Genomic DNA, 23,276 nt, shown 5'->3' on the forward strand with positions numbered 1-23,276 from the left:
CGTTGCTCCCACCTTTAATTATTGTTTTTTTCTCTTTCTAGCTGAATTTCGTGCCTTAAAAGCATGAGTGCATTTTTAAATTCTTGTGTTTCAATTAATTGTGAGTTATACATCTCAGTCAATTCCTCTTCCATCAGTTCCAGGTCAGCTGCTCTATTGCCTACATAAATAATGGTTCCATACTTTTTTAGGAATTGTTGTATTTCATAAATGCTTTTCATTTACTTCCCTCATTTCCTACACCCCATGGTGCTATCATCGTTGCTAATTTTCAGGCTGGCCGGAGAGTGCCTTATTAATTTCGGCAACCAGATTTTGATATTCCTTTTGGCCGGGCTTCAAGGCAGCCGCCTTCTTGGCATGCTCTCTTGCGGTGAGATAGTCCTTCTCCTGAAGATAGATTAACGCCAAATTATAATGTGCTTCCGGGAAGTCATTGTCCATCTTGACCGTGTGAATTAAATGGGCCTTCGCCTCTGGAAGCTTTCCAAGTTTTATTTCCATATAGGATAATAGAAAATAGGTTTTTTCCGAAACACTGTTTTCCTCTTCAAAATTCCGCAATATAGTATAAGCTTTCTCAAAATCATTTTTGTTGGCTTGCTCCTCTGCCAGCAGGATTACCGAGTGTTCATCCTTTGGCCCCAACCCTTCCCCGTAACCATGCTGCAGCATCAATGCTGCCAGTAGTATGGAGAAGACGGTAAAGGCAAATTGGCTCAACGGCTTTTTTTTCTTCGGAAAATGGACTATTCCCGCTCCAAGGAAACCGGCTGCCAGCCCACCGAGATGGCCCGCGTTGTCAACCATTGAAACAGAGAACCCGAAGGCCAGGTTGACAATAATAATGATAAATACTGTATGGCCCATTGTCCTGAAAAATAGGCTTGGATATATCATGCCAAAGTAAAGGAGCGCGCCAAGGCAGCCAAAGATCGCTCCACTTGCGCCAGCCGATAATTCATGACTGAACAAGAAGCTTGCCAGCGACCCTCCAAAACCGGCAAATAGGTATACAAACATAAAACGGGGGCTTCCCAATATCCTCTCCACAGCGGTTCCAACAAAATAGAGGCCAAGCGTATTCATGGCCAAGTGCAGGAAGCCAATATGAAGGAAGACGGGCGTTATAAACCGCCACCATTCCCCTTCAAGGATTAATGGATTGAATTTAGCGCCAAACCTGATTAGTGTGGATGGATTGGTGCTGCCGCCATACAGTTCAAGCGCAATAAACATCAATACTTGAATGGCCATGAAAAAATATGTAAGGAGCGGTTTTCCCGCTGTAAAAATCGCCTGTTCCTGCCTGCTTGCCTTCAGTGCGTGTTCCAGCGCACTACGTTTGGCCTCCTCGATATCTTCGGGAGTCCTTCCCTCTAGTTCAGTGGATTGTCCAAGTGCGCCGCCTGCCAGTTGGAAAAGCTTTTCAGAAGCCTTTTCATATGTACCGTTTGCAAAAAGAATGGTATGAACAGCAGTTTCAGAGAAACGTTCTTTATAGATAAATGGTTCTTTTAAAACGGATGTATAATCATCGACCGGGGGCTGATCGCTTACATATATATTGACCATTCCAAGATTTCGAAGCCTAAGCTGGCTTCTGATTTTCGCCGCCGTTGCCGCCGTTGCCTCAATATCCTGAATCATCCTATTGCTCCAATCAAAATTGGAGCGGAACAAGCGAATAATCGATGTTTGCCTGGATTCCTTTTTTTCCAGCCATAGTTCGTTTTCATCTGGAAACAGTTTCACAATCCTGTAGCCAGAACGTTTGATAAACGATTCCGCAAGTTTCCAAAATATATATTCTTCGTTATTGTACAAAAGATTCCCTGCTTTCTTCCAGCGCCGCAATAATTGCTTAGCACCGTATATCACTACCATTATAAACGAATTTTCCATCAACTTGTAATAATATCACGGGAGAACATAATGTGCAGGCGCTTTATCAAGCCATGATTTGTTACAAGATACTCAAAGATGCTTTTTCAGGAAGAAAACTGGCTAGGCGCCCCTCGAAAATCTTCAATTATCCTAATGATAATTTCGTGCGAGGATTATTCTTGAAAGCTTTCCTTCTGCTAACGCTTTTTCTTCGTGCGAGGCCGATTCTTCTGAAGCTTATTCTTGTGGAGCTGGAACTTAATTCAAGTTATCCATAATGATGATCTATTTTATTTCTTGGTGTACGAAAAAGAGCCGCCCGTCTTACAACCGGTTCGGCTCTCCAAATACAGAATCCATCATCTTTCTTTTCACCCCGGGCATGCCCATGATTGTCCTGACTGCGGCTTTTCTAATCCAACCGGTTCCAAGCATCAGATTCATGAGTTTATACCTGTTCCTGTAGAGCAGGTACCCCGCCGTTCCAAACATGATGACTGACGAAATTGTTTTATTCATTTCACCAACCTCCCTTTTTTAGCATTTCCTTGAGGAGGCAGGTTATTCGAAAAAACACCGGCGATAGATTTCCAAGCCACTCATTTACATCACAGTAGGAAAAAATACGTTCCCAGAACCGCAAGTGCTCCCGACAAAAAATTAACCATATCATTGTCCAGTAAAGCTATTCCTTTGGTCTTTATAGTCGATTTTCCACAATGTATAGGCCTTTCAGTTTCAAAGCCGCACTCCTTACATTTATAGGAAACCTGAAAATAGGCACCCAGGAGTGTATCAAGGATGCTTCCCATAAATCCAAAGGAAAAAATAATGATGCCTTCGCTATACGAAAGCCTAAAAAAATATACCGCCAGCAGCGCAATAAACGCGCTTCCTGCTAATGAAGCGGTTGTTCCCAAAATGCTTACTGCGCCAGATGTTCCTCGTTCAGCTCGTTTAAATCCATGAATATTGATTGGGTCCTTTTTACTGAGAGGGCCAATTTCCGATGCCCAGGTATCCGAGTTGGCGCTTGCAATAGCCGAAGAAAAACAAATAAGCCATACTGGATTTCCTGTTGCAAGGAGCAGTGCGCTGCATATAGCTGCAGGGCCACCGTTCGCCGCAACCTGTCTCCAGTCCCTTGTAGAGCCCTTTGCAAGCTTTTCGTCCATGGAAGTTTTTCTTTTGCCTTTAAAGTTAGACCATAGACTTGAAGAAGCAAAGAAAGCACCTAACAGGCCAAGCCCTTCAACACCTGTACCTGCAAGGGTTGCAAATCCTGCCGCCACTGCTGCCAAAGAGCCAGTCACAGTTAGCGCCTTAACCTTCATTCCGGTCCAGGCAACAAGAAAAATAAGCGCTGTACTAATTAATTTCCCAGTAATCATTGAGAAATAACCCGATCTTCTGAAATGATTAATTCCACAGGTATGTCATGAGCCTCAATGGGCAGGTTTTCGACAATTTGGCTGTTAAAGGCCAAAGAAGCGGTTTGCCCTTTGTAGGTTTTCAGGAAACGATCATAATAACCTCCGCCAAAGCCAAGCCTATAACCATTCGTCATAAAAGCCAGGCCTGGAACAATCAGCATGGATATGTCATCCGGAATTGCTTGTTCCGTCTCTTCTACGATTGGCTCAAGAAGGCCATAGTAAACCTTTTCAAGCTGTGAGAAATCAGTTAAATACCGGAACTGCATTTCCCTGGTGGCAGGCAGGCACTTGGGAATGGCGACCCGCTTTCCATCCTTCCATGCTCGAGAAATAATTTGATATGTATCTACCTCAGGCGGCCGGGAAATTGTTATGCCAACAACATTTGCGTCCTTCCAGGCCGGCTGTCTAAAAAGATTTTCAGCAATCCGTTCTGAACGTTCTCTATATTCCTCTTTCCTTATTGATTTAAGTAGATCCATCATCGTTTTTCGTAACTGGCTCTTTTCTTCCATCTTCATTACCCCCTGTTCCTATTTTTAGGCAATAACAAAATGCGCAAGCGCCTTCGCGACAGGCAAAAATCTCCTTTTCCTGCGATGAAAATTCTCGGAAGCTTCCTTAATGGTAAGCCCCGACCAGCTTAAGCCGGTTCCTTCCTGAGGGAACCGGCTTAAGACCTCTAGCTGTAACAAATCATCGCTTTAACAAGCCGTGATTTGTTACAAGATACTCAAAGATGCTTCGGGATGAAACTGGCTTGGTGCTCAACGCAAAATCCTCATTTATGTCTAACGCATAATTTCGGGCGAGGATTATTTATCCGAAGCCTACTCTCGTGGAGCTGAATTACAAAATCTTGTTTCAAGTTCTCCACAAAGTTCTATTAATAGTTTTTTAGACAACAAAAAAAGCAGTAGGAAGCCCCACTGCTTATTTTGTTTCGCGATGTACTGTTGAACGCTTTTCCCTTGAGCAATATTTTTTCAGCTCGAGGCGATCTGGATTATTGCGTTTATTTTTCTTAGAAATATAGTTGCGCTCTCCACACTCTGTGCAAGCTAACGTAATATTCACGCGCATGTTTTTCCCTCCAAACAATTAAAGCTTGTTCGTTATACGACTTTTCTATAATATCACTTTTCATTTGGAAATGCTAGTCTGTTTTTTAAATGCACCTGTTTAAGGGAAATCAGTTCGTTTTTACTGTCTCCCGAAATAATCCATGATGATGCCTTTACTGTTTTCCCTGGAGGAATCACGATTGCCGCCGATAAGATGCTGGCTGGATTCCCTTTAGCCATTGGGAAGTATTTAAGTATGCCTTTCCCTATATCCGCCCAGATAGTATCAGAGGATACATGCCAGGAAGGAATGACTGTTGCCGCCCATTTAGATGACGGTCCTGGAACACCGCCGAGTAAAAACATTTTTTCCCCCGCAAGATGAAAGATTGTTTCATCGGCTGGGGAAATAAAGGAAAATTGGTCCATATTAAATGTTTTTGAAAGATGCAACGCCAATAGCTTTAATTGCTTTTCAGCGGAGCTGTGATTACAAATATAATAATGAATAACTGTAATTCTCGAATGGGGATGTTCTTCCGAGACCTTTAGTGTAAGTTCCTCCCCGTATAACAGCGTTTCCTTTGCTTCGAACATCCCATATACTTTACCTTCTGTCCATAGACCCGTTGTGACTTCCAGCTTTTCCGGGGGACTTGCAATCCCGGAAACAGATTTCTTTGGTTCATGTTCCGTTTCCAACCCTGTCTTTAGCATTCCCATAACCGCCCTTTTTTGGATAACTAACCATTTTATTCTGTTGGCGGCCAGTTTAGGACCGCTCTTCATTAATAATGGTAGCACCTGGAAGGAGCCCTTACAATAAACGCAATTTGTCGGAAATCGCCTATCCCCGGAAACACTTCTTTGCTTGAGTGTAAAAAATTTTCAGCTGGCCCCCAGGTTCAACCATCCCGCTTTGATTCGACAAAAAGCCGCTTTGTTTTTTACCCTCGGTATACATATTTCGCCACATATTCAATTCTTAATGGTTCAAATCATATCGTTTTCCTGTTACCGAAAAGATAACCTGCTCCGCTATATTGGTGGAATGGTCTCCGATTCGCTCCAAATACCTGCAAGTAAACGACATTTGCGTAATCTGATTCGTCGCTTCAGGATTTCCAGGGATATGCCCTAATAGTTCATGGACAAGTTGGCCGTACATTTCGTCCACTTGGTCATCGATTTCCGCGCATTTCCTTGCCAAAGCAACATCGTTAGTGTAAAAGGATTGCAGGGCGATATCAAGCATTTCGATGACAAGGTTCTTCATTTTCGGAATATCCTTTATCTCTTTAATATGCTTTTCCTTGCCGATATGGAGGGCGGACTTGGCGATATTTACCGCGTTGTCGGCAATGCGCTCAACCTCCGATGAGATTTTGAGGGCGGCAAGAATAGCCCTTAAATCGGTAGCGACAGGCGATTCTGTGGCAATCAGCAAAATGGCCTTCTCGGTAATTTGATATTCAAGCCGGTTGATTTCCTCATCTTTTTCGATTATTTTCCTCGCATTGTCCATATCTTGCGAAATGAATGTGCTGATTGAGTCTTCTACAGCATCTTTTGCCATTTTCACCATTTCCGTCAGCATTTCTTTCAACTGGTTCAAGTTGTTGTCAAAATTCGTCCTCGTGCTCATTGTATCCCACCTTTTACGTGCTGGTATGACTTAAATCAGCCAAACCGCCCAGAAATATAATCTTCCGTCCGTTTGTCGGATGGATTGGAAAAGATTTTGCTTGTCTCGGCAAATTCAATGACTTCCCCATTCAAGAAGAACGCAGTCTTATCCGAGATCCGGGAAGCCTGCTGCATGTTGTGGGTGACAATAATTATACTATAATTTTTCTTCAATTCCTGTACAAGCTCTTCTACCTTTAACGTTGAGATTGGATCAAGCGCGGAAGTTGGTTCGTCCATTAATATGACGTCCGGCTCAATTGCTAGGCAGCGAGCGATGCAAATGCGCTGCTGCTGCCCACCTGAAAGACCATACGCATTCTGGTGGAGCCTGTCTTTTACTTCATCCCAAATTGCCGCTCCGCGCAGACTCTGTTCAACAATTTCATCAAGGATTTTTTTGTTTTTTATTCCATGGATCTTCGGACCGTACGCGATATTTTCATAGATTGATTTTGGGAATGGGTTCGGTTTTTGAAAAACCATCCCAACCCTAGTGCGCAAATCCTCGACCTTGTATTCCTTGTCAAGAATGTTTCTTTCCCTATAAAGAATTTCTCCGGAAATCCGGACTGTGGGAACCAATTCAACCATCCTGTTCAAGGTTTTAATATAAGTTGATTTGCCGCATCCAGATGGTCCGATGATGGCGGTAACTTCATTTTCGGCAATATCCAAATTAATACTTTTTAAAGCGTGTCCTTCGCCATACCAGAGATTGAGATCCCGTGTACTATAGACTATATTCTCTTTGCCAATTTCCTGTGCTGATGTTCCATTTATATTTCCTGCTGTAATCCCCATAGCTAGTTCCCTCCAGCTCTAATATCTTTTTTGGAATTTGTTTCGGATAATGATTGCAATCGAGTTCATCACAAAAAGGACGATTAACAGGATGACAATCGTAGCCGCTGCCAGGTTTGCATACTCTGCGACGAGCGCCGAGTCGACTGTCCAATAGTAAATCTGGACTGGCAAGACCGTAAACTTGTCAAAAATGCCCTCTGGAAGCGGTATTAGTAGCGCAGGTATGCCAATGACCACTAGCGGCGCTGTTTCGCCAATCGCCCTCGATAGCGCAAGAATGACGCCCGTTAATATGCCTGGGAGAGATGCTGGCAGGACGACATTTTTAATTGTTTGCCATTTTGTCGCTCCCATTCCGTAAGACGCTTCCCGTAAAAATTGAGGAACAGCCCTGATAGCTTCCTGGCTCGCCACCACAACAACCGGCAGGACAAGTAACGCCATTGTCAGCCCTCCGGCAAGAACAACAGAGCCTAAACCAAGCGCCCTGGCGAAAACAGTCAACCCCAGTATTCCGAATACAACGGATGGGACTCCCGCAAGATTGGATATATTCGTCTGAATAAACGCCTGAAGCTTTCCTTTTTTCGCATATTCCTCAAGATAAATCGCAGTGCCAACACCAAGTATCATTGTTGCTGGAGCAACAACAGCCATTAGCCACAATGTTCCATAGATTGCCCCAAGAATTCCCGCTTTTTCCGGGTTTGTTGATAGCCTATTCAGTAAGAAATCTTTATCGATCCAGCCCATGCTGTCCGAGACGACCCTGTAAATAAGGACGGCCAGGACGGCGATGCCAAAAAGTGTTGCCAGGAGGAAAATCAATTTCGCGATTTTGTTTACCAAAAGGCGCTTTCCCATTTTCCTTTCAACCTGTGTATTATCAATATATTTCATCTTAATATTCCTCCCTGAACCTGCGTGAAACATACTGGGCGACAAGATTCATAATAAGAGTAAACACAAACAGAGTCATCGCCACGGCATAGAGGCTGTAGTACAAAGTTGTCCCAGCCGCTGCTTCTCCACCAGTAACTTCGACAATATAAGCCGTCATTGTCTGCATCGATTGAGTCACATCAAACGTAAAGTTCTTGGAGCTTCCGCTTGCGATGGCCACTATCATCGTTTCTCCGATTGCCCTCGAAATCCCGAGGACGAAGGAAGCAATGATTCCGGAAATCGCGGCCGGAACAACAACCTTCCAGGTCACCTCAAGCTTTGTTGCACCCAAGGCGAGCGCCCCTTCCCTCATTGCATTGGGAACGGAGGTCATCGCATCTTCCGAAAGGGATGCGACCATCGGAATAATCATAATGCCCATCACAATCCCCGGGCTGAGGATATTTGTAGGCTCAAGCCCTGGAATAAAAGACCGCAATAGAGGAGTGACGAATGTAAATGCGAAGAACCCATAGACGATTGTCGGGATTCCTGCGAGTATTTCCAAAATCGGTTTAAGGATTCTCCGTAATTTTTCAGAAGCATATTCACTCAGGAAGACAGCCGTCATCAGGCCAATCGGAATGGCGACTGCCATGGCTATCACTGTTGACAAAAGTGTGCCAGTCAAAAGCGGTAGAATGCCAAATACAGCGTCCTTCCCCAGTGGCTTCAACTTCGTTCCGGTAAAAAAGTCAAGAAAAGGAACCTCTTTAAAAAATAATACTGTTTCAGTTAGTAACGTTAATACGATTCCAATTGTTGTTAATACAGATATAGCTGCAATTCCAAATAATATCCCAGGAATCAACTTTTCGGTAATTGTCCCAACACTTGCCGTTTTTTTCTTTTTTTCTATCAGGCCGCTAATGTTGAGTTTTTTTTCCCCTGTGGTTTTGTCCATTGTAATAACCCCTTTCACCCTAATACTAAACAGCCAGTACTCCAATGCACGGCGAGAAGATGAGGCGAAATACTCCTCATCTTCCTAGTGCACCTATAATTATCTTTTGTTATTTCTTCAAGGCTTTCAAGGCGTCAAGAGCTGCTTCTTTATCTTCATCAGACAGTGGCGCAAATCCTGTTTCCTTGGCAACATCTTGTGCATTTTCCATTGTGTAGATTGCATAATCAAGTACTTGAGGCTTTTCTTTCGCATGGTTTACGTTCAAGTATGTGAAAACTGGACGAGTGAATTCCGCATAATCGCCATCTTCCTTGATTGTATCTAGCGACGGTTCAACCGGTCCCTGGCCAAAATCGACATTTACAGCAGAAAGCTTGTTCTTATTGCTTTCATAGTAGCCATAGCCAAAAAATCCGATTGCATTTTTGTCTTTAGAAACAAGATCAACTAAAGTCGAGTAATCCTGCTGCAGGTTGATTTTTTCTGGAAGGGCCTGCTCTTCAAGAATTTTTTCGTAGAAGAATTCATATGTCCCATGGTTTTCATTTGGGCCGTATGTCTTAATTGGTTCGTTTGGAAAACCTGGGCGGACATCAGACCAGTTTTTCTTACCTTTGCTGGCCGTAAATATATCAATGACTTCCTGCTTCGTCAGTTCTTTTGCCCAGTCATTGTCTTTGTTGATTACAATTGTGATGCCATCGAGCGCGACTTTCAGTTCCTGAACGTCGATACTCTGTTTTTCTGCTTCAGCTATTTCTTCATCTTTTATTGACCGTGAGGCATTATTGAAATCCGTTCCGTTTTTAACCAGGAATTTTTTAAAACCGGCGGAAGTTCCTGCCCTGCTGACCTCGACAGATACATTTTCCTGCTCATCGGTCATATAGTTTTCACCCATTTTAGCCATGAAAGGAAATACAGTCCCTGATCCATCGATGACCACACTGCCTTCAAGGCCATCTGCATTATTTTTGTTATCTCCTCCACAAGCGGCTGCAACTACCATAACCGCAGCAAGCATCAAAACCATTCCAAGTTTTTTGACAAGTTTCATTTCAATTATACCCCCTGGAGAAATTGTTTTTTTCTTCCTTGCATGTTTAGAATAAAGGCTTAGTGTTAATTGGGTTTTAACCGAATGTAAACAATTTGTAAATTTATTTAATAAAAGCATTTACAATTCAGTTCACCCTATCTCTTGTGGAGCTGGATTACTATAATACTTTTCAAGTAATGTTCGTTTATTATTCCCTAAACGATAAAAAAAAAACCGCCTCATATTAGAGACGGTTCTACTAGCCTATTGGCCAGATGCAGTTTCTTGTTCATTTATATTTTCATCATCACCCGGTTTTTCCGGAGTCCCACCTGTTTCACGTTCTTTCTTAAGCTCAAAATAAGTGTCAAGTACTCTGCGCCCAATTTCGTTGTTGTAAGAGATTCCATTGTTGCCCTGGTATGCCCACGGAATCATTACAGACATCGCAATCTCCGGCTTTTCATGCGGTGCATAGCTTACAAGGCTGAGGTTCATGACCTCAGGAGGAATTTTTCCGAATTTCTTGCGTTCAAAACCATCATAGAAAGCTTGGGCAGTACCTGTTTTCCCCGCTGGATTGTATTTCGCGCTGCCAAATTTCCTCGCACCTGTTCCATCACCTTGCATGACCATCCTAAAGCCTGTTTGAACACGTTTAATCCACTCTTCATCTCCATCAAGCTTGTTAAGGATTTTAGGCTGGATTTCTTGAATGATTGGACCAAGCTTGTTTGCTTCCATAACCGGTTCACGGATTTCCTTCACTATATGTGGCTGAATCCTTGTCCCGCCATTTGCCACAGTTGAAACATACTGTGCCAGCTGCATTGCTGTATACGTGTCATACTGCCCGATGGCCAGGTCAAGCTGCTTGCCTGGGTCAATTATTCCCGGGAAACCAACTGCCTCGTTTGGAAGGTCGATACCAGTCCTCACGCCAAGGCCAAATTGGCCGAATAATCCCCTCATGATGTCAAAAGAATCATTACGAATGCGAAGAGGTTGATTTGGAATATATGATCCATGGCCGATTTTAATCGCGGTATGGAACATATAAACGTTCGATGAAACCTGGAGGGCCCGCAGGTCGTTAATAGAGCCAAACCCAGATCTTCTCCATGAAGCCTTTGGTTTGGTCCCTTTAATAATCATTGGTGCGTCATAAAATTTGTCCCCTGGTTTAATGGCCCCGGTTTTATAGCCTGCATAAATGGTTGCGCCCTTAACAGTTGAACCAACGTTGTAGGAAGTTGTAAATGTCCCATATGCATAGTCGCTCATTTCGTATTTCCCGGTTTTCGGGTTTTTCTCGATTTTTTTGCCCGCCATTGTCAGGATTTCACCTGTATACGGGTTTATTAGGACCACAAACCCACGGTCCAGAAGCTTGGAATTGCCGTTTTTCTTGGCCTTCCATAATTCTTCCTCGAGAATTTTTTCAACCTCTCGCTGAAGCTCCATATCAATCGTCAGCACTAGGTCCTTTCCACGCTTGCCCTCTGAAACCACGGTCGTTCCAAGGATTTTTCCCGATTTGTCGGTCTTGTTTTTCACTTTGGCCTTTTGTCCCTGAAGGACCTCTTCATATTGTTTTTCTATATAGCTGATTCCAACACGGTCATTACGGCTATAATCCCTGGACAAATAATAGTCCAACTGCTCCTTAGGGATTCCTTTGTCGGAACTAGTAACATTTCCAAGGATTGTTTTCAGTGTGCCGTCGAAAACATATTGGCGGTTCCAGTCGGTTGTTGTATCAACGCCCGGCAAATCCTCAAGGTTTTCACTCACAACAGCAAATTCCTCAGGCGTGACATTCTCGTTTTTGACGATTTGTGGAGACTGATAATAGCCAGCATTGAACTCCCGGAAAATTGCTGCCACTTCCAGTTCATCCTTTGTGAGGCTGTTCAGGTCTTTCTCGGTTACCCTGTCCACCTGCATTTTATAAATATCGGCATCCTTCAATTCCTTTTCATCGTATAAATCCCATTCTTTTTTGGTTATTTTCTTTTTTGCCTCTTCCTTATGCGTTAACAGCCAGAAATCCTTTTTATCCCTCTCCTGAAGCTTTTTAGGGTCCTTATCAATCAGCTTCGAGAGCTTTTTGGCAACTTTAAGCATCTCTTCCTGGGTTGTTCCCTGGTATTTGGTATACGTAATGGCATTTAAGGGGGTATTGTCGACAATAATGGTTCCATTCCTGTCAAACATTTTCCCGCGGGGAACTGGATTTTTTACTGTAATCTCCTCGGTTCGCTCAATTTCCCTCTTAAAGTCATCACCGTATACAATCTGAACAATACCCAGCCGTAATATCAACATTGAGAAGAGGACGAACACTGCGAAAAACAGCATGTTCAGCCTGAAAGGAACATGCGCCTTCTTCTTCTTTTTCTTCGTTACCATATACTCACACTTTCCATCAGATATTCACTCTTCTTATTTTATAGGAAAGTGAATACTTTTTCTATCTGGAACCCCCTTCCAGTTGCTTAATCCTTTAAGAAATAAACAAATTGAGGATTTTGGCCTAGGAGCAAAATTCCTTATGGGGAAGATAGATGTATTTTTTTGACGAAGAAATAAATAAAGCTATGCCCCGCGCCTAATATGAGCAGGACTACAGGTATACTTTTATGCCAATCAAAAAGCGAAACTGCGGCCAGAAAAACCAAAATGGAAATGATTCTCCCCGTATTGAGAAAGATCTCTCTGACGACAATGTATTCAATCCTCATTTCCGCAGCCTTCCAGCTTCCTCCGATAACATCGTAGGTAATTGACATATAGGGTACGAGCAGAATGGGGTAGGCTACCGCGATCGTTGCTCCATATATCAATAATTTTGTAAAGGTTACATCTTTGAAAATCAGGAAGACCGCTGCATACAAAATAATGCCGCCAAGAAGAATGGCTTTTTTTCGCCTGTTCTTCTTTATCAACCTCGAGGCGGCAAAATAGGCTACAAAAGATACTCCGGAATTTATCAATCCAAATGTACCCAAAGACAGCTCACTGCCCGTAGACAGAAAGACATAAACCGAAATGACGAAAACAAATGTCCCTTCCCTTAAACCCTGAAAAAGATGGGCATTCGTAATAAACCGCCAATTTTGATTCCTTTTCCTCTCAATAAGAACCTCTTTAAAGGAATACTTTCCTTCTGAAGGCCTGGGTTTCAAGAAGAAGCTAAGGACGACTGCGAGGGAAAAAAGCGTAAGAGATAGCCCGAACACGGCCATATATCCTTTCAAGCCGCCAATTTGGGTAATAATGAAGCCCGAAGCAATTGGTCCGACCATCCCCCCCGCCGAAGATAGAATTCCGAGAAAGCCATTAAAAAAATCCCTTGTATCCGGTTCGGTGATTTCAAAAGTGAGGACATTGAAGGCAAGCCAGTAAAATCCATAACCGATGCCTAGAAGGCCGCCTAAAACCATTAGCATGCGGGATGCTCCCGTACCAGCAGCTAACACGGAGAAGTAGAACAATGCCAGGAAAATTACACCCGTCCTAAGCACGATAATCCTGTCTACTTTTTTTGCCCATCTGCCTGCCAGGAAAAATGTAATTGGCTGAAGGATGACAATAGAGAGATTATATAGGCCGATTTCAGCAAAATCCCCCGATTGCTTCCATAAATATATATTTACAAATGTGTTGGACAAAGCAACGCTTAGGGAATATAGCCCACCCAAAGCGAGCAGCAGCACAAGATCCCTTGTTAAAGAAATACCCCCAAGGATCCTAAGTTTTTTTACCATATGAAAACTCCCTTTTTTCTTAAGGGTAGTCTTCAACAACATCGGCATTTATATTCTCAGATAAAATGAAAAAAGGCAGAATCGCTCTGCCTTTTTTCAATAAATGGATCAGCACATGGCTTTTCCTATTCTATTATTTCGCTTCACTGTAGCGCTTCGATACTTCATCCCAGTTGACCACATTCCAAAAGGAGTTGATGTATTCAGGACGGCGGTTCTGGTAATTCAAATAGTAAGCATGCTCCCAGACATCAAGGCCTAAAATCGGTGTTTTGCCTTCCATTAATGGAGAGTCCTGATTTGGTGTGCTTGTAATCTCAAGCTCCCCATTATTAACAACCAGCCAAGCCCATCCTGAACCAAAACGAGTTGTCGCAGCCTTTGCAAACTCTTCCTTGAAGGTTTCCAGGCTTCCAAATTTGCTGCTGATCGCGTCTGCCAAATCCCCAGTCGGCTCTCCGCCGCCATTTGGGGAGAGGATTTGCCAGAAAAGGCTGTGGTTTGCATGCCCTCCTCCATTGTTGCGGACCGCGGTCCGAGCAGATTCAGGTACAGCATCAAGATTGGAAACGACTTCTTCAACAGTTTTCGAAAGGAGCTCTTCATTTCCTTCAAGTGCGTTATTCAAGTTCGTAACATATGTGTTGTGATGCTTGGTGTGGTGGATATTCATTGTTTCCTTATCGATGTGCGGCTCAAGCGCATCATACGCATAAGGAAGCTGAGGCAATTCAAATGCCATGGACAACTCCTCCTATGTACTTTGATTTTTCAATTTTCTTAATGCTTTTGCAGCTTTAGCTTAACAAAGTTTAGTGCCTGTTTCAAATGAAATGCTTGAAGCTATTGAATACCCTTCCCAGCTAGAAAAGAATTCATACATGCTCCCTTTATACCCGTTCTATTAAAAATTCGTTAAATTGTCAATTTCAGAATTCTTCAGTCTTGTCAACGATTTTAGTCATATCTAAGGGAATCTTGTTCCAATAAATGTAAATGCGATATTGACATCATGATAACAATCTTTTTAAATCAAAGTGACGGCACAAAAGGAGTTGCGAACATGCAGGAGAATAGTGTTTCATTATTTCATTTGCTTAGCCATTTTTTTGGGGAAAAGGAGACTGTCCAGAAAATAAAAGCCGGTACCGTACTCTTCCATGAAAGGGATCGGGTGGAATATATTTACCTTATTCAAAAAGGAAGTATCGCAATCGGTCGGGTCCATCTAAAAGGCAAAGAATTCATCCTTAAAATACTCAATACGCGAGAGATGATTATTGAGTACCAATTGTTTAAACCATCATCCCGTTATCACTTCTCCGCAAAAGCGCTTACAGATTGCGAGCTGCTTGCAATTAAGCGGGATCAATTTGAGGAATTCATAACCAATGACCCTTATGCCATGTCCGAGCTGGCAGCATGGCTTAGCACTTCCTACCTGAAGGCTCAGATGAAGTGCCAAGACTTGATAATGAATGGGAAAAAAGGCGGCCTCTATTCCATTCTTATCCGACTTTGCAATTCCTACGGGGTTTCAACTGAAGATGGAATTCTAATTGACCTTCCCCTCACCCACCAGGAACTTGCTAATCTCACTTATGGGACAAGGGAAGTAATTCAAAGAAGCCTGAAGGAATTAAGGGATAATGAAATCATCAGCTATGACCAACAAAAATTCACCATTAAAGATCTTTCTTATTTAAGGCAGGAAGTTGATTGCCAAAACTGTGCGCATGAAATTTGCGGACTGAATTAGGAAAAAGCCGCAACCCCATTATCTTGGGTTGCGGCTTTTTTGACTTCTTGCCTGCCTGCCATACTAAATAATCTGCCCAAAAAGTGGATTTGTTATAAAACCATGAAGAGGAAATAGGCAACCATCCCCGCCTGAATGACCGTTTTAGCTGCTGCTCCGCCAATAAAGCCAATGACTGAGCCAAATCCTATTTTCACGCTATCTGCGAACCCTTTCCGATGAATGAGCAATTCCGCCGCAATTGCCCCGATAAAAGGGCCGATTAGGATTCCCGCGAAAGGAAGGACGAAGGGGCCAACAATCAAACCGATTGTGCTGCCCCAAACCGCAGCTCTGGAGCCCCCATATTTTTTAATCCCAAGTACATTTGCAAAATAGTCCGCAACAAACAGCAATACCGTGAACAACCCTTGGACAATCCAGAAAAACCAATTGAATGGTTCAAAGGAAATGAAAAATCCATAGACGAGAAAACCGGCAAAAATGAATAAGACACTTGGAATAACCGGAAAAAAGATGCCGATAAATGCGACAATAAATAGTAAGATGACGATTCCTAAAATAACACTTTCCATTAAAACAACTCCTTTAGCCAATATAAAAGCCCTATACCCTTTCCTTAGGGCCTTCTAGCAAACGCTTCCGCTTTTTGTGCTTGTGATTACATGTATATAGAGATAAAATGGAAGGGCTGAAACTTGTTAGGGGTGTGTGTTTATGAATGTTTTCAAACAAATGTATAAAAGTATGTATTCCCCAAGGGACATAGCAATTTTCCGGTTTCAGGGGATTGGCAAAACGATACTTTATGTTTTCCTCCTCACCTTAATTTCGGTCCTGCCTACCTTTTACCATTTTAGCATTGCAATCAATAAGGGGATACAGGCCGCGGAGGAAATAACAAAGGAAAAACTTCCGGATTTCACAATCAAAAACGGAATACTGGAAACTGAAAATAATTTGCCTATTACCGTGGAACGTTACGGATTCTCGATTACGATAGATCCGACCGGTTCAGTAAGCGGAGAAGATTTGAGGGAAACGGGAAACGCTTTTGGATTATTGAAGGATGAATTTGCACTGGCGGCAGGCGGGAACGTCCAGACGTACCCATATTCAATTATTGATGCTGCTGAGATCGGAAAAAAGGATTTTGTTGACTTCTTTTCCACGATGGAAGGAGCCACTTATATCATCCTTCCTATAGCCTTTATCTTTATTTATCTCGTTTCATCGGCGATGAAATTCATTGAAGTAAGCTTTCTTGCATTGATGGGCCTGATTCTTAAAAATATTGGCGGCAGGCGCCTCAACTATGGCCATCTTTGGAGGATGGCGGCATACAGTGTTACAATTTCCACAATTTTCTTCACCATTATGGAAGCCATTAAAACACCTGTTCCAAGCGGCTTCCTTATTAACTGGCTCGTGTCAGCAATTGTTCTTTATTTGGCAATTAATGAAACGCCGGCACCCAAAAAAGCTTCATAATGCTCTTTTAAAAACGCAGGCCGTTTCAGGGCTCTGCGTTTTTTATTTCTCCTATATAGTTCTACTTTTTTAGGAATAAACATATATATGGTAAAAATTCCTGATGGAGGGCCTGTCCAATGAAAAGAATTATAATTGCACTCTTTACAGTTACACTGCTGATCAGCATATATATTGATTTGACAGATGGCACCCTCCCTGTTTCAAGCGCAGCCCCCGAAAAGAAGGCTATTGTGGAAGTTGTTCCAAACAAGCCTCATTTTACAGCGACCGTTCAGCCTGGCCAGACACTTCTCTCAATTGTAGAGAAAAAGCATGGAAAAAGCTCAAACGTATCAATTGCAAAACTGGTTAGTGACTTCCAATCCCTTAATTCAGGGGCTTCCCCGGAAAAGCTTCAAATAGGGAAGGAATACCGTTTCCCTGTCTATGGATACTAACTCATGTTAAAAGTGCCCTTGCCTTGTAAGATTGTCTGGCTACTGATAAAATAATTAAGTACTGCTTTATCTTTATAATATTACTTTTATCAGTACGCAAAGGAGCGAACTGCCAAATGAATGAAATCATACATCGCACAAAAACCCGTCCAATCAAAGTCGGCAACCTAACGATTGGCGGGAGTAACGAGCTTTTTATACAGAGCATGACAATGACGAAAACACATGATGTTGAAGCAACGGTTGCCGAGATAAAACGGCTGGAAGATGCCGGCTGCCAAATTGTCCGGGTTGCCTGCCCTGATGAACGCGCGGCCAACGCCATTTCCGAAATCAAAAAACGTATTAATATTCCCCTCGTCGTTGATATCCACTTCGACTACAAGCTAGCCTTAAAGGCGATCGAAGGCGGTGCCGACAAAATAAGGATAAATCCTGGAAATATAGGGAAACGCGAAAAAGTTGAAGCGGTTGTCAAGGCAGCCAAAGAGCGCGGAATTCCAATCAGGATCGGAGTAAATGCAGGTTCACTCGAAAAAAGGATAATTGATAAATATGGCTATCCAACCGCAGATGGCATGGTCGAAAGCGCGCTCCACCATATTAAGATCCTTGAAGATCTCGATTTTCATGATATCATCGTTTCAATGAAAGCATCGGACGTTAATCTGGCAATCGAAGCCTACGACAAGGCTGCAAGAGCTTTTGATTATCCATTGCACCTCGGCATTACTGAATCGGGGACACTATTCTCCGGCACGGTTAAAAGCGCAGCAGGCCTCGGCGTACTTTTAAACAAGGGAATCGGCAACACACTCCGAATTTCGCTAAGTGCCGATCCGGTTCAGGAGGTTAAGGTCGCTCGTGAGCTTTTGAAGGTATTTGGGCTTTCGTCGAATGCCGCCACCCTCATTTCCTGCCCAACTTGCGGACGGATTGAGATTGATTTGATCAGTATTGCCAATGAAGTTGAGGAATATATCCAGAAAATTAAAGCACCGATTAAGATTGCCGTTTTAGGGTGCGCGGTAAATGGACCAGGCGAGGCGCGTGAAGCGGATATCGGCATCGCTGGTGCCAGAGGCGAAGGGCTGCTTTTCCGGAAAGGTGAAATTATCCGAAAAGTACCAGAGGCAATAATGGTTGAAGAATTGAAAAAAGAAATTGACGCAATCGCCGAGGAATATTTCCAAAAGAAAGCACTCGAAGAACAAGGTGTATAAAGTGTGGCGTATAGGGATAAAAGGCAAGAGGCCGGCGAATGCCAGGCCTCTTTTCCATTGCTCCTGTGAAAAGTCTAGAAAAATGGTGTAATGAACATCCCGATAATAAGTGAGATTGCTCCGATGCCAATTGCCCATCCGCCTGATTTTGTTGCCCCTCTGCGCATAGCAAGGAATCCGACTATGATTCCCGCAATGCCGAGCAGAACTGGGTAGATGAACAGGGACAAAATTGCCAGACCCAGAGCTGCAAAGCCAAGCATACCGCTAGCCGTCTCGCGGTCCATTTGATCTAGCTTTCCCTGGGACTCCTGCCTGTTTTGCCGTATAGGGACAGGAGCTGCTATTTCAGCCGCAGTTTCCTCCCTAGTGTTCCGGATGCCTCCGTTAGAGGCAGTTTCTGTATCCGCCATTCCGCCTGTACGGCTAGGCTCAGGCAGAAGCAGGATTGATTCCGTGGAGGTTTCTTCATAATAGTTGGAACTATCTCTGCCATAGGCGGTAGATTCCCCGGCATTGGCAGAGCCCCCAGGTTGGCTGTATCTTTGCTGCATCGTGTTGTTTTCCCTCGATTGATCGGCCACCTAAATCCCTCGCTTTCTAAAGGTAGGAGCTTTCTTAGTGTTTACTGGCCAGCTTTTTTTACTATGTCAATCTTTGCAAGGACTACACGAGGAGTTTTTTTTTGGTAAAATAAAGAGAAGAACGACCGTATTTGCGGACTTAGAGAGACAGAGGAGTTATTGAACATGAAAAAAATTGGAATTGATATTGACGGTACAGTAACGTCGCCCTCAAGCATTTTGCCGTATATAAACAATGCGTTTAACCTGAATGTCACCCTAGAGGATGTGAAAGAATACGACCTCCTTCATTTGGTGGATATTTCGAGAGAGCAGTTCGCTGAATGGTTCAAGGGGGCTGAACCGGAAATATATTCTGGCTCCCCTCTTGCGGAAGGTGCAAGGGAGGTATTGACCGAGTGGGCAAAAAACTTTGAGCTATACTTTATTAGCGCAAGGGCTTCCCACTTGCTTGACCTGACAGCTCAGTGGTTTACAAAAAATGAATTAGCCTACCACCACATCGAACTGATTGGAACACACAACAAAATTGCAACAGCGAAAAAATACGGTGTTGAATTATTTTTGGAGGATAAGCATGATAATGCCGTTTCCATCCATGAGGAATGCGGCATACCTGTCCTTCTGTTCGACACTCCTTATAACCGGGATCCAGTTCCAAAAGGAGTCATCCGTGTTGCAAACTGGCAGGAAGCCAATGATTGGATTCAAAAGTGGATATAAAAAAACAGCCTCTTCCGGGGCTGTTTTTTTATAGGCACTCAGGGCATCGCCCGTATATTTCAAATTTATGGCCGGATACATCGTACCCCCTCAGGTCTTCACCAAGCCCATCCATCGGGCAGGTGCCAAGCTCCTTGGTCTTCCCGCAATCCAGGCAAATAAAATGATGGTGATGTGATGTATGGGAACAGGTGAACCGGAAATGCTTTTCACCCGAGAGGTCTGTTGTTTCCAAAATTCCCAATTCGGCAAACAAAGACAGGTTCCGATAAATGGTATCAAAACTAAGCCCGGGGTATTCCGCCTTCAGCTTTTCCAGGACTTCCTTCGCCGTTAAATATTTATCGCTGTCAGAAAACAGCTGGAGCATTTCTTCCCTTTTTCCCGTATACTTGTAGCCTTTTTCCTTTAAAAATTCCAGGGCTTCATTCACATTCACGTTTCTTCACCCCTATGTTAAACTTTGCTTCTTACTAAAACCAGTTTTTTTATAAATGATTACCACGATAAGAATAATGATTGCTAGGAGGACAATAGTCCCTCCCGGTGCCAAATCAAGGTAATAGGCTGCGAAAAGCCCTCCAATAACAGATAGTTCCCCAAAAGCCACGGATAAAAAGATTGCCTGCTTAAACCCCTTGGCTATCCTCATGCTCGCAGCTACCGGCAATGTCATCAAAGATGAGACCAAAAGAATGCCAACTATTCGCATGGAAGCTGCGATGACAAGCGCTACCATTACGATAAAAATAAAATGGATGGCCTTCGCCGCTATTCCGGAGGCCTTTGCATGTTCCTCATCAAAGGAAAGCAAAAACAGTTCCTTATACAGCAGGATTACAACAATAATAACAAACAAACTAATTGCGGCGATAATCCAAACATCCGCCCTGCTAACGGCTGTTACACTGCCAAACAAATAACTGAAAAGATCCGCAGTGAATCCATCTGCAAGAGAAATGAAAATGACCCCTATGCCTATACCGCCCGATAGGATGATTGGAATAGCCAGCTCCTGGTAATGTTTATAAACTTCTCTAAGCTTTTCAATGAAGAGTGAACCTGCAACCGAAAAGGCCATTCCCATATAAAGGGGATTTATCGAACCAGACATGCCTAGCTTTTTTTCAAGCAAAAGACTGGCAGCGATTCCTGACAGCGTCACATGGCTCAATGCATCGGCAATGAGAGATAGACGCCTTACCACAATAAAAACGCCAAGAAGCGGGGCTATGACTCCAATGAGGGCTCCCGAGAGGAAGGCATTCTGCAGGAATTCATACCGAAGTATTCCACTTATCATTTTCCCGCCTCCCCGTGATGATGGCTTAGAAGATGGACTTCATGCCCATACAAGCCGGACAGGCCTTTGTCGGCTAGTTTTTCGAATTCTCCCGCATCGCCATGAAAATGAAGATGCTTATTCAAACAGGCGACATGTGTCACCTTTTCCGAAATCGTCCCAATATCATGGGTTACTAGCAAAAGAGTTATACCCTGTTCTTTATTCAGAATTTCTAGCATGTGATAAAACGCTTCAACGCGCTGGGCATCAACGCCGACTGTCGGCTCGTCCAGGATAAGCAGTTCAGGCTGGCTTACAAGGGCCCTAGCAATGAAAACGCGTTGTTGTTGGCCGCCCGAAAGCTCGCCAATATTTTTACCCGAGAATTCAGCCATGCCAACCGATTTCAGCGCATTCCGTACTTTCACTTTATCACTCGCTCGCATAAAACGAAACAGGCCTATTTTTCTTGTCAGGCCGCTTGACACAACCTCCTCAACGGTGGCTGGAAAACCTGAATTAAAAGAGTTGGCTTTTTGGGAGACGTAACCTATTTTATCCCAATCCGAAAAGGTGGAAATAGGCTTGCCGAAAAGGCGGATTTCTCCCGCTTGCGGGCTGAGGAGCCCAAGAATCAGTTTTAGGAGGGTCGACTTTCCTGACCCGTTTGGACCAACTATACCAAGGAAAGCTCCTTTTGGGACAATTAAATTAATATCCTCAAGTACCCTTTCCCTTTCGTATTGGTAAGAGAGCCCGTTTATATTAATAACCGGCACATTAGCCATACAATCACCTTAATTACTTAATTATAAGAATCATTCCGATTTACGTTATGTAGTATAACGCAGTTAGTGGCGAATGTAAAGGCGCCTGGTCGATAACAACTCAGTTCAGCCCATTAATTTTTTGCACTGTTTCGGATTTTGATACATACATTAGGATGGGGAGTGATTAATAGTGAAGATTTTTGAAAACATAATCAACCATAAAATTAATACAATTACGGCAGATGAACTTCTAAATTATGCCGCGGAATTCAGCATATCCATTAATCGCAGCCAAGCGGGCAAAATTGCCGAATACTTACGTGGTAAACAGGTTAACATTTTTGACAGTGCCCAAAGGGTAGCAATCATTAAAGAAATAGCAAAAATTGCAGGGCCCGAAACCGCCAAGGAAGTAAACAAGCTATTTCTAAAATTTACAAATTAATTAGCTCTGCAACGAACGATTTTCCTCTCAAAAAAAGCCTCCCAAATGCGCACTTAACGCAAGAAGGAGGCTCTTTTATTCTTATGGATAGCCGGCTGAGAAACCTTTATACAGGGGCAACCAGTCCTTTTAGGCTGGGATCGAATACTTTGTTCCGAAGCATTTCAATTTCGTGCTTATAAGGGGGTTTCTGGCTTTTTTTGTCCTCCCCTACATAAGGGGTCTCAAGGATTTTTGGTACATGTGATAGCTGGGGATGATGAACGATATAGCTTAGGGCATTAAAGCCAATATGGCCATAACCAATATTTTCGTGACGGTCCTTTCTCATCCCGACAGCATTTTTGCTATCATTGATATGCAGTACCTTCAGCCTGTCGATTCCGATGATTTTATCGAACTCTTCGAGGACTCCATCAAAATCGTTTACAATATCATAGCCTGCATCATGTATATGGCAAGTATCAAAGCATATAGAAAGCTGGTCGCTGTTGGTGACACCGTCGATTATCATCGCTAGCTCCTCGAAGGATTTTCCGCATTCTGAACCTTTTCCTGCCATTGTTTCCAGGGCAACCTGGAGGTTTTCCTTTCCGGTCAGCACTTCGTTCAGCCCTTCGACAATTTTTCTAATGCCTTCTTCCGTACCGGCGCCAACATGGGCACCTGGATGCAGGACAATTTGCGTTGCGCCTATCGCTTCCGTACGTTCAATTTCAGAGCGTAAAAAACTGACTCCTAATTCGAAGGTTGCAGGATTCACCGTATTACCAATATTGATAATATATGGTGCGTGGACGACGATATCGCCTATCCCGTTCTCTTCCATGTGCCTCCTGCCCGCCTCAATGTTCAGGTCTTCAATTTTTTTTCTTCTGGTATTTTGTGGTGCACCTGTATAAATCATAAACGTATTCGAACCATAAGATACGGCTTCCTTACTGGCTGCGAGCAGCATATCTTTTCCGCTCATCGATACGTGAGAGCCAATTTTCAACATATTCCCCATCTCCTT

General features: G+C 43.3%; 27 protein-coding genes. 6 read left to right on the top strand and 21 right to left on the bottom strand.

Annotated elements, in window-relative coordinates; all coding sequences use genetic code 11:
• Positions 1-14: 14 nt before the first annotated feature.
• From AR337_RS06095 to sodA, 15 genes are all read right to left on the bottom strand, one after another.
• On the bottom strand, positions 15-221 hold the full coding sequence (locus AR337_RS06095) for a YqgQ family protein (protein ID WP_059171133.1): 207 nt from the start codon (positions 219-221) through the stop codon (positions 15-17).
• A 43-nt stretch (positions 222-264) separates the two neighbouring features.
• Complete coding sequence (locus AR337_RS06100; RefSeq protein WP_059171134.1) at positions 265-1,827, bottom strand: rhomboid family intramembrane serine protease; 1,563 nt, start codon at positions 1,825-1,827, stop codon at positions 265-267.
• 384 nt (positions 1,828-2,211) lie between these two features.
• The gene (locus AR337_RS06110; RefSeq protein ID WP_059171136.1) at positions 2,212-2,406 is read right to left on the bottom strand and encodes a hypothetical protein; all 195 of its coding nucleotides are present in this window, start codon (positions 2,404-2,406) and stop codon (positions 2,212-2,214) included.
• A gap of 89 nt (positions 2,407-2,495) precedes the next feature.
• Complete coding sequence (locus tag AR337_RS06115; RefSeq protein WP_082686874.1) at positions 2,496-3,278, bottom strand: DUF92 domain-containing protein; 783 nt, start codon at positions 3,276-3,278, stop codon at positions 2,496-2,498.
• The gene (locus AR337_RS06120) at positions 3,275-3,838 is read right to left on the bottom strand and encodes a 5-formyltetrahydrofolate cyclo-ligase (protein WP_172797515.1); all 564 of its coding nucleotides are present in this window, start codon (positions 3,836-3,838) and stop codon (positions 3,275-3,277) included. Before AR337_RS06120 ends, AR337_RS06115 begins: the two co-directional genes overlap by 4 nt.
• A gap of 418 nt (positions 3,839-4,256) precedes the next feature.
• Positions 4,257-4,406, bottom strand: a complete 150-nt coding sequence (gene rpmG / locus AR337_RS22625) for a 50S ribosomal protein L33 (RefSeq protein ID WP_082686875.1) — start codon at positions 4,404-4,406, stop codon at positions 4,257-4,259.
• A 53-nt stretch (positions 4,407-4,459) separates the two neighbouring features.
• Positions 4,460-5,104 (bottom strand): hypothetical protein, encoded by a 645-nt coding sequence (locus AR337_RS06125; RefSeq protein ID WP_156424326.1) that lies wholly within the window; start codon positions 5,102-5,104, stop codon positions 4,460-4,462.
• A 268-nt stretch (positions 5,105-5,372) separates the two neighbouring features.
• Complete coding sequence (gene phoU / locus AR337_RS06130) at positions 5,373-6,032, bottom strand: phosphate signaling complex protein PhoU (protein WP_059171139.1); 660 nt, start codon at positions 6,030-6,032, stop codon at positions 5,373-5,375.
• A 35-nt stretch (positions 6,033-6,067) separates the two neighbouring features.
• Entirely contained in the window at positions 6,068-6,877 is an 810-nt protein-coding gene (gene pstB / locus AR337_RS06135; RefSeq protein ID WP_059171140.1) for a phosphate ABC transporter ATP-binding protein PstB, read from the bottom strand.
• An 18-nt stretch (positions 6,878-6,895) separates the two neighbouring features.
• A complete protein-coding gene (gene pstA, locus AR337_RS06140; protein ID WP_059171141.1) occupies positions 6,896-7,780 on the bottom strand; it encodes a phosphate ABC transporter permease PstA in 885 nt (294 codons plus the stop codon).
• Between the two features lies 1 nt (position 7,781).
• Positions 7,782-8,729 carry a phosphate ABC transporter permease subunit PstC gene (gene pstC, locus AR337_RS06145; RefSeq protein ID WP_059171142.1) on the bottom strand — a complete coding sequence of 316 codons (948 nt, stop codon included), beginning with the start codon at positions 8,727-8,729 and terminating at the stop codon, positions 7,782-7,784.
• Positions 8,730-8,838: 109 nt separating this feature from the next.
• Complete coding sequence (locus AR337_RS06150; RefSeq protein WP_059171143.1) at positions 8,839-9,789, bottom strand: PstS family phosphate ABC transporter substrate-binding protein; 951 nt, start codon at positions 9,787-9,789, stop codon at positions 8,839-8,841.
• 246 nt (positions 9,790-10,035) lie between these two features.
• A complete protein-coding gene (locus AR337_RS06155) occupies positions 10,036-12,183 on the bottom strand; it encodes a penicillin-binding protein 2 (RefSeq protein WP_059171144.1) in 2,148 nt (715 codons plus the stop codon).
• Between the two features lie 140 nt (positions 12,184-12,323).
• Complete coding sequence (locus tag AR337_RS06160) at positions 12,324-13,541, bottom strand: MFS transporter (protein ID WP_059171145.1); 1,218 nt, start codon at positions 13,539-13,541, stop codon at positions 12,324-12,326.
• Positions 13,542-13,674: 133 nt separating this feature from the next.
• A complete protein-coding gene (gene sodA, locus AR337_RS06165; protein WP_059171146.1) occupies positions 13,675-14,283 on the bottom strand; it encodes a superoxide dismutase SodA in 609 nt (202 codons plus the stop codon).
• 321 nt (positions 14,284-14,604) lie between these two features.
• Here sodA and AR337_RS06170 point away from each other — a divergent pair, with 321 nt between their 5' ends.
• Positions 14,605-15,300 carry a Crp/Fnr family transcriptional regulator gene (locus tag AR337_RS06170; RefSeq protein ID WP_059171147.1) on the top strand — a complete coding sequence of 232 codons (696 nt, stop codon included), beginning with the start codon at positions 14,605-14,607 and terminating at the stop codon, positions 15,298-15,300.
• Positions 15,301-15,392: 92 nt separating this feature from the next.
• Here AR337_RS06170 and AR337_RS06175 read toward each other — a convergent pair whose 3' ends face one another.
• Positions 15,393-15,875: a DUF456 domain-containing protein gene (locus tag AR337_RS06175; protein ID WP_059171148.1), complete on the bottom strand. Its 483-nt coding sequence runs from the start codon at positions 15,873-15,875 to the stop codon at positions 15,393-15,395.
• A gap of 142 nt (positions 15,876-16,017) precedes the next feature.
• Between AR337_RS06175 and AR337_RS06180 the strand changes: the two genes are divergently transcribed.
• The 3 genes from AR337_RS06180 to ispG all read left to right on the top strand — a co-directional run bounded on the left by AR337_RS06180 (position 16,018) and on the right by ispG (position 18,454).
• Positions 16,018-16,791 (top strand): DUF1189 domain-containing protein, encoded by a 774-nt coding sequence (locus AR337_RS06180; RefSeq protein WP_059171149.1) that lies wholly within the window; start codon positions 16,018-16,020, stop codon positions 16,789-16,791.
• 119 nt (positions 16,792-16,910) lie between these two features.
• Positions 16,911-17,231 (top strand): FimV family protein, encoded by a 321-nt coding sequence (locus tag AR337_RS06185; protein WP_059171150.1) that lies wholly within the window; start codon positions 16,911-16,913, stop codon positions 17,229-17,231.
• A 116-nt stretch (positions 17,232-17,347) separates the two neighbouring features.
• Positions 17,348-18,454, top strand: coding sequence for a flavodoxin-dependent (E)-4-hydroxy-3-methylbut-2-enyl-diphosphate synthase (gene ispG, locus AR337_RS06190; RefSeq protein ID WP_059171151.1), 1,107 nt, complete (start codon positions 17,348-17,350; stop codon positions 18,452-18,454).
• A gap of 74 nt (positions 18,455-18,528) precedes the next feature.
• Here the strand turns inward: ispG and AR337_RS06195 are convergent, their stop codons facing one another.
• Entirely contained in the window at positions 18,529-18,867 is a 339-nt protein-coding gene (locus tag AR337_RS06195) for a hypothetical protein (protein ID WP_082686902.1), read from the bottom strand.
• A gap of 336 nt (positions 18,868-19,203) precedes the next feature.
• Here AR337_RS06195 and AR337_RS06200 point away from each other — a divergent pair, with 336 nt between their 5' ends.
• Positions 19,204-19,761, top strand: a complete 558-nt coding sequence (locus AR337_RS06200) for a hypothetical protein (RefSeq protein WP_059171153.1) — start codon at positions 19,204-19,206, stop codon at positions 19,759-19,761.
• Positions 19,762-19,789: 28 nt separating this feature from the next.
• Here the strand turns inward: AR337_RS06200 and AR337_RS06205 are convergent, their stop codons facing one another.
• Genes AR337_RS06205 through AR337_RS06215 form a run of 3 tightly spaced genes read right to left on the bottom strand, consistent with a single transcriptional unit; the run spans position 19,790 to position 21,834 of the window.
• The gene (locus AR337_RS06205; protein WP_059171154.1) at positions 19,790-20,200 is read right to left on the bottom strand and encodes a Fur family transcriptional regulator; all 411 of its coding nucleotides are present in this window, start codon (positions 20,198-20,200) and stop codon (positions 19,790-19,792) included.
• Positions 20,201-20,212: 12 nt separating this feature from the next.
• Positions 20,213-21,064, bottom strand: a complete 852-nt coding sequence (locus AR337_RS06210; protein WP_059171155.1) for a metal ABC transporter permease — start codon at positions 21,062-21,064, stop codon at positions 20,213-20,215.
• A complete protein-coding gene (locus AR337_RS06215) occupies positions 21,061-21,834 on the bottom strand; it encodes a metal ABC transporter ATP-binding protein (RefSeq protein WP_059171156.1) in 774 nt (257 codons plus the stop codon). The genes AR337_RS06210 and AR337_RS06215 overlap by 4 nt, the downstream gene beginning before the upstream one ends.
• Positions 21,835-22,006: 172 nt before the next feature.
• Between AR337_RS06215 and AR337_RS06220 the strand changes: the two genes are divergently transcribed.
• Positions 22,007-22,261: a DUF2624 domain-containing protein gene (locus AR337_RS06220; protein ID WP_059171157.1), complete on the top strand. Its 255-nt coding sequence runs from the start codon at positions 22,007-22,009 to the stop codon at positions 22,259-22,261.
• A gap of 106 nt (positions 22,262-22,367) precedes the next feature.
• On the opposite strand, the gene AR337_RS06225 is transcribed toward AR337_RS06220, so the two are convergent.
• Positions 22,368-23,261, bottom strand: a complete 894-nt coding sequence (locus tag AR337_RS06225) for a deoxyribonuclease IV (protein WP_059171158.1) — start codon at positions 23,259-23,261, stop codon at positions 22,368-22,370.
• Positions 23,262-23,276: the final 15 nt, after the last annotated feature.

The sequence above is a fragment of the Bacillus sp. FJAT-27445 genome (assembly GCF_001510665.1).
In the GTDB taxonomy this organism is placed as follows: domain Bacteria; phylum Bacillota; class Bacilli; order Bacillales; family Cytobacillaceae; genus Bacillus_D.